This window comes from Pseudidiomarina donghaiensis, from assembly GCF_900116895.1.
In the GTDB taxonomy this organism is placed as follows: domain Bacteria; phylum Pseudomonadota; class Gammaproteobacteria; order Enterobacterales; family Alteromonadaceae; genus Pseudidiomarina; species Pseudidiomarina donghaiensis.
Genome location: NZ_FPCF01000001.1, coordinates 767,876 through 779,482 on the forward strand (window position 1 = coordinate 767,876; position 11,607 = coordinate 779,482).

15 protein-coding genes are annotated in these 11,607 nt (G+C 46.4%); all 15 read left to right on the forward strand.

Translation table 11 applies throughout. The features are described 5' to 3' along the window. Window positions 1-268 precede the first annotated feature (268 nt). Window positions 269-1,051: a DUF3450 domain-containing protein gene (locus BM334_RS03660; RefSeq protein WP_055438213.1), complete on the forward strand. Its 783-nt coding sequence runs from the start codon at window positions 269-271 to the stop codon at window positions 1,049-1,051. Further along, window positions 1,048-2,409: a MotA/TolQ/ExbB proton channel family protein gene (locus BM334_RS03665; RefSeq protein WP_092838010.1), complete on the forward strand. Its 1,362-nt coding sequence runs from the start codon at window positions 1,048-1,050 to the stop codon at window positions 2,407-2,409. Before BM334_RS03660 ends, BM334_RS03665 begins: the two co-directional genes overlap by 4 nt. Window positions 2,410-2,413: 4 nt before the next feature. Then, entirely contained in the window at window positions 2,414-2,938 is a 525-nt protein-coding gene (locus BM334_RS03670) for a MotA/TolQ/ExbB proton channel family protein (protein ID WP_092838014.1), read from the forward strand. Window positions 2,939-2,950: 12 nt separating this feature from the next. Then, the gene (locus tag BM334_RS03675; RefSeq protein ID WP_055438210.1) at window positions 2,951-3,352 is read left to right on the forward strand and encodes an ExbD/TolR family protein; all 402 of its coding nucleotides are present in this window, start codon (window positions 2,951-2,953) and stop codon (window positions 3,350-3,352) included. A gap of 2 nt (window positions 3,353-3,354) precedes the next feature. Further along, window positions 3,355-3,966: an energy transducer TonB gene (locus tag BM334_RS03680; protein ID WP_092838017.1), complete on the forward strand. Its 612-nt coding sequence runs from the start codon at window positions 3,355-3,357 to the stop codon at window positions 3,964-3,966. Further along, the gene (locus BM334_RS03685; protein WP_241970893.1) at window positions 3,966-5,276 is read left to right on the forward strand and encodes a tetratricopeptide repeat protein; all 1,311 of its coding nucleotides are present in this window, start codon (window positions 3,966-3,968) and stop codon (window positions 5,274-5,276) included. Before BM334_RS03680 ends, BM334_RS03685 begins: the two co-directional genes overlap by 1 nt. 136 nt (window positions 5,277-5,412) lie before the next feature. Then, window positions 5,413-5,781 carry an HvfA family oxazolone/thioamide-modified RiPP metallophore gene (locus BM334_RS03690; RefSeq protein WP_092838020.1) on the forward strand — a complete coding sequence of 123 codons (369 nt, stop codon included), beginning with the start codon at window positions 5,413-5,415 and terminating at the stop codon, window positions 5,779-5,781. Beyond that, complete coding sequence (locus BM334_RS03695) at window positions 5,766-6,560, forward strand: HvfB family MNIO-type RiPP peptide maturase (protein WP_092838023.1); 795 nt, start codon at window positions 5,766-5,768, stop codon at window positions 6,558-6,560. The genes BM334_RS03690 and BM334_RS03695 overlap by 16 nt, the downstream gene beginning before the upstream one ends. Before the next feature lie 33 nt (window positions 6,561-6,593). After that, a complete protein-coding gene (locus BM334_RS03700; RefSeq protein WP_126801817.1) occupies window positions 6,594-7,373 on the forward strand; it encodes an HvfC family RiPP maturation protein in 780 nt (259 codons plus the stop codon). 44 nt (window positions 7,374-7,417) lie between these two features. Further along, complete coding sequence (locus BM334_RS12800) at window positions 7,418-7,543, forward strand: hypothetical protein (protein WP_256209353.1); 126 nt, start codon at window positions 7,418-7,420, stop codon at window positions 7,541-7,543. A gap of 23 nt (window positions 7,544-7,566) precedes the next feature. Continuing rightward, window positions 7,567-7,962, forward strand: coding sequence for a response regulator (locus BM334_RS03705; protein WP_092838029.1), 396 nt, complete (start codon window positions 7,567-7,569; stop codon window positions 7,960-7,962). Window positions 7,963-7,970: 8 nt separating this feature from the next. Continuing rightward, window positions 7,971-8,489 carry an adenine phosphoribosyltransferase gene (locus tag BM334_RS03710; RefSeq protein WP_055438204.1) on the forward strand — a complete coding sequence of 173 codons (519 nt, stop codon included), beginning with the start codon at window positions 7,971-7,973 and terminating at the stop codon, window positions 8,487-8,489. A gap of 48 nt (window positions 8,490-8,537) precedes the next feature. After that, complete coding sequence (dnaX, locus tag BM334_RS03715) at window positions 8,538-10,556, forward strand: DNA polymerase III subunit gamma/tau (protein ID WP_092838032.1); 2,019 nt, start codon at window positions 8,538-8,540, stop codon at window positions 10,554-10,556. A 29-nt stretch (window positions 10,557-10,585) separates the two neighbouring features. Continuing rightward, a complete protein-coding gene (locus tag BM334_RS03720) occupies window positions 10,586-10,918 on the forward strand; it encodes a YbaB/EbfC family nucleoid-associated protein (protein WP_092838035.1) in 333 nt (110 codons plus the stop codon). A 13-nt stretch (window positions 10,919-10,931) separates the two neighbouring features. Beyond that, window positions 10,932-11,540: a recombination mediator RecR gene (gene recR / locus BM334_RS03725; protein ID WP_092838038.1), complete on the forward strand. Its 609-nt coding sequence runs from the start codon at window positions 10,932-10,934 to the stop codon at window positions 11,538-11,540. The last annotated feature ends 67 nt before the right edge of the window (window positions 11,541-11,607 follow it).

Genomic DNA, 11,607 nt, shown 5'->3' on the forward strand with positions numbered 1-11,607 from the left:
AAGATAATTATGCGCGCAAAGTAATGATTTATGCATAACTGTTAAGAAGCTGTAAACGAGAATTTATCTTAATTTGCAGTGAATTTAAGCTGACATCGGTAGTTGACATGGTCGCGCCGATCGTGGGAGTATTGAAGCATTATTACCGTAGGGTTTCTATCGGTAATAGCTGCAAGTGTTGATTAAACTCTTTTCGTCACTCAAATAACTGGGAGGCTGACGACATTTGGTCGTTGTGCCTAAAGTTAAGTCAAATTGGTTGGGAACTATGACCAAAGTAATCAATAAAAGCAAAGTTGCTGCAGCCTTAGTTGGCATGTTCGCAATTGCAGGTAGCGCGACAGTAGCTGCCCAAGACGTTTCTACGTTGCAAAACGAAGAAGCAAAAATCCATACTGCTGACAAGCGGTCTCAAAACAAAATTAATTCTTTGTTCGAACAGAGCCAAGAGTTGTTGTATGAGTACCGCGGTGTTGTAGACGAATACGAAAACTTAAAAGTCTACAATGATCACGTTCAGCGTTTAGTTGATGACCAAAATGCATCACTGGCTTCTCTACAGCGCCAGATCGATCGTATTGAAGAAACCAAGCAAGGCGTGGTTCCTTTAATGTACAACATGATCGACGCTTTGGAGCAGTTTGTGGAGCTGGATCTTCCAATTCACAAAGAGCGCCGTTTAGCCCGTGTTGAGCGTTTACGCGAAATTATGGGTGCATCAAACGTTGCAACTTCTGAGCAGTTCCGTCAAATCACTGAAGCTTATCAAGCGGAAATGGATTACGGCGCTGGTCTGATCGCATACGAAGGCAAATTGCAGTTCGAAGGCGAAGAAATCTCTGTTGACTTCTTCCACCTTGGTCGTGCAGCGCTTATGGCACAGTCTTTGGACCTGAAAAATGGTTGGATTTTCAACAAAGAAACTGGCGAATGGGAAGCTCTTGATGACGCTTACCTAGGTTCGTTGACCAAAGCAATTCGTATGGCGCGTAAACAAACCGCCCCTGATCTGATTAAACTGCCTATCTATGCAGCGGAGCGTGCAGAATGAACAAACTAGTGAAATCTTTGCTGGTCGCAGCAGCATTCTCATTATCAGCTGGCGCAAGCTCTGCTTATGCGCAAGATGAAGCGAAATCACTAGACCAACTTCTTGATTTAGTGAAGCAAAACCGTGCTGCGTCACAGCGCATTAACGCTGAGCGTGAAGCCGAGTTCACTTCAGAGCGTGCCGACAAGCAAGCTTTGTTGAACCAAGCTAAACGTCAATTAGCTGATGAAAAAGCTCGTGGCGAGCGTTTGCAAACTGAGTTTGCAGAAAATGAAATCTCTTTAGCAAACAAAGAAACCGAATTGCAAAACGCATTAGGTACTTTGGGTGAAATCGTTGGTGTTGCACGTGGTGCTGCATCAGACACGATTGGCCGTATTGCAACCTCGATTGTTAGCGCACAGTTCCCAGGTCGTGAAGACGTGTTGGAATCTATCGCTGAAGCAAAAGAAGTTCCAACAATTGCTGAGCTTGAAGAGCTTTGGTTAGCTTGGTTAACCGAAATGAAAGAGTCTGGCCGCGTTGTAACGTTCAACAGCGACGTGACTTTGCTTGACGGTTCAAGTGAGAACCGCGATGTAACTCGTATTGGTGTATTTAACCTGATTTCAGACGGTGAGTACTTCAACTACAACGACTCCGCTGAAGAAATTCAACCATTGGGCCGTCAGCCTGAAGGTTTTGTTTTGTCAGCCGTTGAATCGTTTGAAAGCACTCAGTCTGGTTACGAAGGTTTATACATTGACCCGGCTCGTGGTCAAATCTTGAACTTGGCAACTCAAAAAGCAACGCTTGAAGAGCGTTACCATCAAGGTGGCACAGTTGGTTATGTAATCACTGTTGCACTAATTGTTGGTTTCTTGATTGCAATTTACAAGTTTGTAACCTTGGGCTTAGAGAGCGCGAAAATGCGTTCACAGTTGAAAAACACTGCTAACCCATCAGACAAGAATGCTTTGGGCCGTATCTTGAAAGTGTATCAAGAGAACAAAGGCGCAGACACTGAGAACCTTGAGCTGAAACTTGACGAAGCTATCTTGCGTGAAACACCACGTATTGAAAGCGGCGTGAACATTATCAAGATCTTGGCTGCTATTGCTCCGTTGTTAGGTCTATTAGGTACAGTTGTAGGTATGATCGGTACGTTCCAATCAATCACATTGTTTGGTACGGGCGATCCGAAAATCATGGCTGGTGACATCTCAATGGCGTTGGTAACAACTGCATTGGGTCTGATTGCAGCATTGCCATTGATTCTTGTACACGCGATTGTGGCAGCACGCGCTAAGTCAATTGTTCATGTATTAGATGAACAGGCTGCAGGTATCGTCGCCGCGCACGCGGAGAAGAAGGAGTAATCCTATGGTATACCTGATGGAGCTTTGGGAATCTATCAGGGATTTTCTGGGTACCGGTGGCGACGTCTTGTACGTCGTCATGGGGGCGCTCTTTCTCATGTGGGTTCTCATGATTGAGCGCTATTGGTTCCTGACTGGCGTGTTTCCAAAGATGAAGCAACAAATCATCGATAATTGGAACGCGCGTCAAGACACCACCTCATGGTACGCTCACAAAATCCGTGATGCATGGATTTCTGAAGCCGACGAAAAACTAAATGCGCGTATTTTGTTGATCAAAACCTGCGTAGCGATTTGTCCTTTAATCGGACTATTAGGCACCGTAACCGGTATGATTGCAGTATTTGAAATCATGGCGGTGCAAGGTACTGGTAACCCACGCCTTATGGCATCGGGTATTTCGATGGCCACCATCCCGACTATGGCGGGCATGGTAGCAGCATTGTCAGGTATGTTCTTCGCCTCTCGCTTAGAAGCACGGGTGCGTCGAGCAAAACACAAATTGATCGACAGTTTGCCACATCATTAAGAGAGAAGAATTATGGCACGTAAACGTTTTCGTGAAGAGGAAGATGCAGCGATCGATATGACGCCGATGCTCGACATCGTATTCATCATGTTGATCTTCTTCATCGTAACCACCTCTTTCGTAAAAGAAGCTGGTATTGACGTGAACAAGCCAGAAGCTAGTCAGGCAGAGAAAAAACCTTCTGCTAACATCTTTATCGCGATTCGTGCGAATGGCGAAGTTTGGATGGACAAGCGTATGGTTGATGTTGAGCGCGTTGGCGCGAACATTGAACGTCTGTTGGCCGAACAGCCAACTGATATCGTAGTGATTCAGGCGGACGAAGAAGCCAAACATGGTGTTGTCGTTAAAGTCATGGATCAAATTAAGGAAGCGGGTATTGACAAGATATCCATAGCCGCAGAGGACGATTAATTATGGTGCGCTTTTTAGTATCAATACTATTAGGTGCTGCAGCTACGTTCCTTCTGTTCGCTTTCATGGCTTTTTTGATTAGCGGCGGTGAGGGACGTAACGAAGGTCCACCACCGACTGCACCAATTGAATTAGTGACTACTCCGCCGGATTCGGATGTGGATCAGCGTAGTCGTAAGCCGCCACCACCTCCGCCTCCGCCTCAGCAGCCACCTGAGACTCCACCGAACGAGCCTGATACCTCAGACTCTGACGGTATGAATCTTGACTTAGGTTTTGATGTTGATGTTGGTGGTGCAGACACAGGCCTTGACGGTAGTGGACTCGCAGTTCGTGACGGTGAAGCAACACCAATAGTACGAATCAACCCACGTTATCCTCCGGCGGCAGCTCGTGATGGTATTGAAGGTTGGGTAATGCTTCGGTTTACTATCGATGAAACTGGCGGTGTTACTGACGTTGAAGTGATTGACGCAAACCCTCGTCGTATGTTCGACCAAGAGGCGCGTCGCGCGCTACTGCGTTGGAAATACAAACCAAAAGTGGTTGATGGTAAGGCTCAGCGCCAACCGGGGCAGACGGTTCGTCTTGAATTCTCGTTGGATCAGGAGTAATGATGATGCACAAAAAACTCACAGCATTAATTAGCGCGAGTGTATTGTGTACTGTGTTAGCCGGAGCACCAGCTCCTGCGCTGGCCCAAGACATCAATTACAACTTGCCTTCGGCACAAACCGTGCAAGAGCGTAAAGACTCTCGTTCGAATCAAGCTGTAAGTGAACGCGTAGGTCGTCGTTTGATGACTGCGCTTGACCTTTACACTGAAGAACAAGACGTAAAAGGCGCTATTGCAGAGCTGCAGGACATTGATCCGCGAGAAGGTTTCGACCGTGCTTATGTAAACCGGTTCCTAGGTAACCTTTATGCTGCTGATGAGCAGTTCGAGCGTGCCTTTGACTTGGTTAAACAAGCTGCCGATGCTGACGTACTCGGTTGGGGTGACCAAGCTACCGTATTGAAATTAACCGCGGATTTGGCGCTGCAAATGGAGCGCTATTCAGATGCGGTAGTGTATTACGGTAAATGGTTACAGTTCACTGGTGAGCGCGATCCTGATGTGTTTATGCGCATCGCAAACGCATTCTATGAAATGAAGCAGTACGAGAAAATTATTCGTCCTGCAGACATTGCCATCGAAGCATTTCGCGCAAAAGGTGAAGAAAACCGTAACCCTTATATTATGAAGGTTGCTTCATATTATGAGCGCAAGATGTACGCGGAAGCCGTCGTTGTTTTAGAAGAAGGCTTGAATGTATTACCAGGTGAGAAGGCTTGGTGGAACCAATTAGGCATGATGTACATGCTATTGGAAAACACACAAAAAGCGCTTCAAACCATGGAGATTGCATACTTAGCCGGTTACCTTGACAAAGAAAGCCACTTCAAAGCATTGGTACAGCTTTATTCAAACATTGAAGTGCCATATAAAGCTGCAAGCATTATGGAGCGCCATATAGAGTCTGGTGATATTGAAAAGACTTCGCGCAACTATAAAACTGCAGCAAGCAGCTATGAGCAAGCACGTGAGTATGCTAAGGCTGCAGTTTTATATGGTAAAGCTGCACAGCTTGAAGATGAGCGTAGCGAGCGAGCTGATGTGTATCGCCGTCAAGGCACAGCGTATTTGCGTGCTGAAGAATTCACAAAAGCGGCTGATGCGTATTTGAAAGCGATTGATAACGACGTAGAAAACCCAGGTCGGGTTTATATGTCGCTTACTGAAGCTTACTTCTATAACAATAATTTCCGTGAAGCACTGAAATATGTTCAAGAAGCCAAGAAGTTCAGTAACGAACGTCGCAACGCGAGTAGCTGGGAACAGTATATTCGTCAAAAAGCGTCGAATCGTGGCGTATCTTTATAAGCTTTAGAATAATAAATTCTATGTAAAACCCCGCCATTTGGCGGGGTTTTTTGTATGTGTAATCTATTATTTGATGTTGGGCGTAGTTTGTTCATACGTGCTATTATTTTGTTCGGAACAACAAGAGGAATACGTTATGAAATCAATGAAAAAGTCAGTATCTGTTGCAGTTGGTGCGTTTTTAGTGAGTACAGCAGGCGCTTCTGTCGCAGCTAATCCGTTTGGCTACACTGAATTACCAGGGGGCTATCAGCAACAAGAACAGCAGCAACAAGAACAGCAGCAACAAGAGATGCGCTGCGGCGGCAATAAAGGTGAGAAAAAGCACGATAAGTCGAAGCACAAAGAAGGCAAATGCGGCGAAGGCAAGTGTGGCGAAGGCAAATGCGGCGAAGGCAAATGTGGCGAAGATAAAGCGAAAGCCAAAGAGAAAATGAAAGACAAGCAAGGCGAAGGTAAATGCGGTGAAGGTAAGTGCGGCGAGGGTAAATGCGGCACAGCGTAGGTCTTGGTTTACGGCGGGAGTTTTTATCCGAGGTACTGGCGAGTACTCCCGCTGTCGACTTTTGGGAAATTGCCCCAGAGAATTGGATGGCGCGTGGTTATGAGGCGGAATACCAGCTTGATAGAATACGTGAGCGGTACGCGGTTAGTAGCCACGGTCTGTCGCTATCCATCGGCAGCCCTGACCCTTTAGATGAGTCATTCGTTCGACAGCTTAAAACCTTTCTCGATCGTTTTAAGATCTCTCGCTACAGTGAGCACTTGAGTTATTGCTCTGCAAACGGTCATTTGTACGACTTATTACCGATTCCTTTTACTGAGCAAGCGGCAGAGTATGTTGCTGCGCGTGTAAAACGCGTTCAGGATATTCTTGAGCGCCCAGTTCTGCTAGAAAACGTTTCTTATTATGCCCCCGCAAAAACTGAAATAACTGAGCTCGCGTTTATTAAACAGGTGCTTGAGCACGCTGACTGCCAATTGCTGCTTGATGTAAACAATGTTTACGTGAATAGTGTTAATCATAACTATGACCCATTTGATTTCATCGCGGCATTACCCTCACAACGCATAACATACGGGCATATTGCCGGCCATTTTGAGGAAGCTAGCGATTTGTTAATTGATACGCATGGCGCCGATGTGCGCAGTGAGGTTTATGAACTGTTAGCTTTTGCGTATCAGCAACATGGCGATTTCCCAGTACTTTTAGAGCGAGACTTTAATATTCCACCGTTAGATGTTCTGCTACAAGAAGTAAAAAAAGTAAAAGCTGTAAGCTAAGAACTTGCATGAGATAGCCATAAGAGGGTGGTTTTGGAAGACTTTAGAGATATTCAAAAGCAATGGGCAATGTGGTTGCGAAATCCAGATGGTGCAAGCCCGCCGGCGAACGTCTCTAGCAGGCGCTTGCAGGTTTATAGTCGCTTAGTTCGCAACAATATCGAGAGTTTTATTGAGCGAGGATTTCCGGTACTAGCCGAGGTTCTATCTAAGCAGCAATGGCAGTCTTTGTTGCAATCCTTTATTGAAAAACATAACTCTGAATCGCCATTATTTGCGAATATAGGGGACGAATTTGTCAATTTTCTTGAGACGTTTACGCAGAAAAACACGTCGGCTATTTCGTATCCAGATTTTATCTATCAGTTAGCCTGTTATGAGCGCATGGAGGTAGAGGCCTATCATGCTGAGATGTCGTGTGTTCCTCCTGTCGTCAAGCAACCAGAGCTTTCATTATGGCGTATAAATCCTTCACTTCAGTGGCGAGATTTTAATTACCCGGTGCATACAATTCAGCCGCAGCTTGTTCCCAACGAGCCGTTACCTCAGCCGATTTTTATTGCTGTATACCGTGTTGATTGTGTTGATGAAAATAAGCAATTTTCAAGCACCGTCAAATTTATGCAATTAAACCCAGTTACAATGCTGTTAATTGACCTGTTACAGCGTCAACCAGGATTATCTATAGCCGACATGGCTGTGAGATTGTCCGAACAATTACCGCAATACAGCGTGCAGCAACTTGAACAAGGTTTATTGACAACCATTCCCGATCTATACCAAAGGGCTATGTTGTTCCCATTCGCCAATTAAAGTATGATCCGCACCGCTAATTTTAGTCAGTGAGGATGTATTTTATGGCACATGATGAAAACTTCCGTGATGAATCGGGCGTAAAAATGGGCTGGCTTGCGGTAATTACGTTTGTGGCAGTTCCAGTACTACCAGCTGTATTGGCTTGGTATAAATTTTTTGCAGCGTAAGCTGAACGATTTAAGGGCATTTTATGTCACTTCGATTATTGCTGGTTGAGGATAAGCCAGCGACACGGGAACAATTGGTAAAAATTATCGAGCAAAGCCCGTATGCGGTTAGCTGTGCCAATGATGGCTTAGACGGCTTAAACTGCAGTAAAAACTATCATTATGATGTGGTGTTAGTTGATCACAAAATGCCATTAATGGATGGTATTGCGTTGATTAAAAGCTTGCGCCAGCTTGACGCCTACGTGCAAACACCAATCATGTTGATGACCACTCAAGATGCGAGCCAAGTTCAGCCACTTGCGGAAAAAGCAGGTGCCAATTTGTGCTTGGCCAAACCGGTTGATGCAGAACGATTATTAGGTTTACTGAATGATCTTGCTGCGACGACGGGTCACCCCCAGCAAACCACAGCTTGAGATAAAACATGCAAATAGAAACATATATTCATGCAATACCTGATTACCCAAAACCAGGTATTGTGTTTCGTGATATTACACCGCTATTAGCTAATGGCGATGCGTTTCGCGAGACAATTAATACCTTTTTGGCGCGTTATAAAGACCAAGGTATAACCAAAATTGTTGGTATTGAAGCACGTGGTTTTATATTCGCAACTGCATTAGCGTATGCAATGGGGGTTGGATTCGTACCACTACGTAAGCCAGGTAAGTTACCCCGTGAAACGGTGTCGCAACGTTATGCTTTGGAGTATGGTGAAGACCAACTCGAATTACATGCCGAAGACTTGACCGCAGACGATAACGTTTTAATTATGGACGATTTGTTAGCAACGGGTGGAACTGTTTTAGCAGCCGTTGAAATGTTGAATAAACTCAATGTCACTATTGCTGAGTGTGCTTTTGTTATTCAATTAAACGAATTGCCAGGTGCAAAGCGCCTTAAACAGGCGAACATTCCATACTATACGCTGTGCTCGTTTTAAGGTAAGTTAACACCTTAATAAAACAGACCGATAAAGAAGATATTGGCAATGAGCTATCAAGTACTTGCACGTAAATGGCGGCCACGAAACTTTGCTGAAGTGGTTGGTCAACAACACGTTTTGCGGCCGTTATTTAACGCGCTGCAAACCGGTCGTTTGCACCATGCTTGGTTACTAACCGGTACTCGAGGTGTGGGTAAAACCACCATTGCCCGTATTCTTGCCAAAAGCCTCAATTGCGAGAAAGGTGTTACCGCACAGCCATGTGGTGAATGCGCCGCTTGTGTAGCGATTGATCAAGGGCGTTTTGTTGATCTGCTAGAAATAGATGCAGCGTCACGCACCAAAGTTGAAGATACCCGCGAATTACTTGATAACGTGCAATACGCGCCAACCCAAGGGCGTTATAAGGTCTATTTGATAGACGAAGTACACATGTTGTCGCGCCATAGCTTTAACGCGTTACTTAAAACGTTGGAAGAGCCGCCCGAGCACGTCAAATTTCTGCTAGCAACTACAGATCCACAAAAACTGCCGATCACGGTGTTGTCACGCTGTTTGCAGTTTAATTTAAAGGCCTTATCGCGTGATGAAATTAGCGGCCATTTGCAGCAGGTATTAACGGCGGAAAACATCACTTTTGAAGAACCGGCCATACAGGCACTTGCTAAAGCAGCGCAAGGTAGTTTGCGTGATGCGCTTAGTTTAACCGACCAAGCTATTGCTCAAGGTGACCAGTCAGTGACCATGGCCGGCGTTCAGCAAATGTTAGGTAGTGTGCCAAGTTTTCAGTTAGTCAACTTACTGCAGCAACTGCTAGCCGGTGATGCTGAAACTATGTTGCAAACCCTTGATACAGTGGCTAGTCAAGTTCCTGACTTAAGCGGTTTAATTCCTGAACTACAGAACTTAATTCACCAACTGGCTTTATTTCAGGCGGTACCAAGCACGGCCCATGCAACCGGGCTAGAGCCAAGTGCCCAACATTTAGCTCAGCAACTGCCGGCTGAATTACTGCACGTGTTCTACGACATTTTGGTGCAGGGGCGTCGTGACTTAAATTATGCCAGCGATGTACGCAGCGGTGTCGAAATGACATTGTTGCGGTTAATGGCATTTCGCCCAGAATACTTAGAAATTGTCGAAACTAGTGCCGAAACTGTCACCCAGACAAAAGCAGTTGCGGCGGCACCACCGCCTTCAAAGCTGACGCAAACAACCAATGAACAGGTTCAGGCGCACCAGCAAGAGCAGGCTTCAGCACAGCCAGATGTAGCTGCAGAGCAGCCAGACGCAGGTCAAGCGCCGCATTACGATGCCGAGCCTTCGAATGCGCCGGAGCCGGAACCACAGCCAGAGCCTGAAGCGCGCTTTGAGCTAGCGCCAGAACAAGCACCAGAGCCAGAGTCTGAGCCGCAACAAGCGCCAGAGTCGCAGGCCGAGCCAGCACCGGCAAATGACTTGCAGGCGCTGCTGGCAACACGCCAAGCGTTAGCGCAAAAAAAAAATCCTGAAGTAGCGGCACCTGCTGAGCAAGAGCCCTCAGCGCAGAACCAAGAGCCCTCAGCGCAGGAGCAAGAGCCCTCAGCTGTTGACCAAGAGCCCTCAGCGCAGGAGCAAGCTCCGGAAACCGGACCACGCACCCCTGTAACTCAGACGCAAGCAGAGATTTCAGCAACAACAAAGCGTGCCGCAGAAGTAGACCAGTGGGCAGCCATGATTGATGAACTCGATTTACATGGTTTAACCCGACAGTTAGCGCGCAATAGCGTATTCACGCAACATAGTGATAAAAACGTGCTAATGGTGCGAAGAAATTGGGCGTACCTGTTGAATGATGGTGCAGTCGTCACCATTAAAGAAGCTATGGTTGAGCAGTTTGATATTCAACTGCACGATGTTTTAGTTGGCGATGCAGAAGCAGCAACCCCAGTTGAAATTCAGCAACAAATTAATGCTCTTCGCTTAGAAGCAGCAAAGCAAACGCTGGCGGACGATCCGTTAGCACAACAATTAGCAAGTGAGTTTGGTGCAACGCTAACGGCAGACTCAGTAAAACCCGATTAATTTTCCAAATTTGAAGAATAGAGGTTGTTATGTTTAAAGGTGGTGGTTTAGGCAACATGATGAAGCAAGCGCAACAGATGCAAGATCGTATGCAAAAAGCGCAAGCGGAAATCGCGAACTTAGAAGTGACTGGCGAAGCCGGTGCTGGCATGGTGAAAGTAACCATGATGGGTAACCACAACGTTCGTCGCGTAAGCATTGATCCAAGCTTATTTGAAGACGACGATAGCGAAATGATTGAAGACCTGGTTGCCGCTGCCATCAACGATGCAGTGCGCCGTGTAGAGCAAACTAGCAAAGACAAAATGGCTGAAGTAACTGGCGGTATGAACTTACCACCAGGCTTTAAAATGCCATTTTAATTAGGCGCTGACCATGCGACTTAGCCCAGCAATACAAGAATTGGTGGAAGCGCTGCGCCTGTTACCAGGGGTTGGGCCAAAGAGCGCCCAACGTATGACATTTCAGCTGTTGGAACGGCAGCGCGATGGCGCTTTACGATTGGCGCGGGCGTTGCAAGAAGCGGTTGAGAAAGTAGGGCACTGTAGCCAGTGCCGTACCTTAACTGAAGACGAAATTTGTGCTATTTGCGCGAGCGACAAGCGCCGTCAAAGTGGCCTGCTGTGCATTGTCGAAACACCGGCTGACGTGCTTGCTATTGAACAAACTGGCCAATACCAAGGTTGCTACTTTGTGCTAATGGGGCATTTATCGCCGTTAGACGGCATTGGCCCTGAAGATATTGGTCTTGATGTATTAGCCAAGCGTCTAAGCCAAGAAAATATCGAAGAAATTATCTTGGCAACAAACCCAACGGTGGAAGGCGAGGCAACAGCACATTTTATTGCTGACTTGGCCCGCACTCGTCACATTCGCACCTCGCGTATTGCTCATGGCGTGCCGGTAGGTGGCGAGTTGGAATACGTTGATCAAGCTACCTTAGGCCATGCGTTTAGTGGGCGTAAGGTTATTGACCATAACTAATCACAGAAATTGCGTAAAAGGCGCTTGAAAAGCCAAGCGCCATCCCCATCTTTCTTCTAGACCAAGA

Bases quoted from the DNA above. Each gene is read 5' to 3' on its own strand.
- BM334_RS03710 (WP_055438204.1), top strand. From the start codon at position 7,971: ATGCAAATAGAAACATATATTCATGCAATACCTGATTACCCAAAACCA.
- BM334_RS03680 (WP_092838017.1), top strand. From the start codon at position 3,355: ATGGTGCGCTTTTTAGTATCAATACTATTAGGTGCTGCAGCTACGTTC.
- BM334_RS03685 (WP_241970893.1), top strand. From the start codon at position 3,966: ATGATGATGCACAAAAAACTCACAGCATTAATTAGCGCGAGTGTATTG.
- BM334_RS03705 (WP_092838029.1), top strand. From the start codon at position 7,567: ATGTCACTTCGATTATTGCTGGTTGAGGATAAGCCAGCGACACGGGAA.
- BM334_RS03660 (WP_055438213.1), top strand. From the start codon at position 269: ATGACCAAAGTAATCAATAAAAGCAAAGTTGCTGCAGCCTTAGTTGGC.
- BM334_RS03670 (WP_092838014.1), top strand. From the start codon at position 2,414: ATGGTATACCTGATGGAGCTTTGGGAATCTATCAGGGATTTTCTGGGT.
- BM334_RS12800 (WP_256209353.1), top strand. From the start codon at position 7,418: ATGGCACATGATGAAAACTTCCGTGATGAATCGGGCGTAAAAATGGGC.
- recR (WP_092838038.1), top strand. From the start codon at position 10,932: ATGCGACTTAGCCCAGCAATACAAGAATTGGTGGAAGCGCTGCGCCTG.
- BM334_RS03720 (WP_092838035.1), top strand. From the start codon at position 10,586: ATGTTTAAAGGTGGTGGTTTAGGCAACATGATGAAGCAAGCGCAACAG.
- BM334_RS03665 (WP_092838010.1), top strand. From the start codon at position 1,048: ATGAACAAACTAGTGAAATCTTTGCTGGTCGCAGCAGCATTCTCATTA.
- dnaX (WP_092838032.1), top strand. From the start codon at position 8,538: ATGAGCTATCAAGTACTTGCACGTAAATGGCGGCCACGAAACTTTGCT.
- BM334_RS03695 (WP_092838023.1), top strand. From the start codon at position 5,766: ATGCGGCACAGCGTAGGTCTTGGTTTACGGCGGGAGTTTTTATCCGAG.
- BM334_RS03675 (WP_055438210.1), top strand. From the start codon at position 2,951: ATGGCACGTAAACGTTTTCGTGAAGAGGAAGATGCAGCGATCGATATG.
- BM334_RS03690 (WP_092838020.1), top strand. From the start codon at position 5,413: ATGAAATCAATGAAAAAGTCAGTATCTGTTGCAGTTGGTGCGTTTTTA.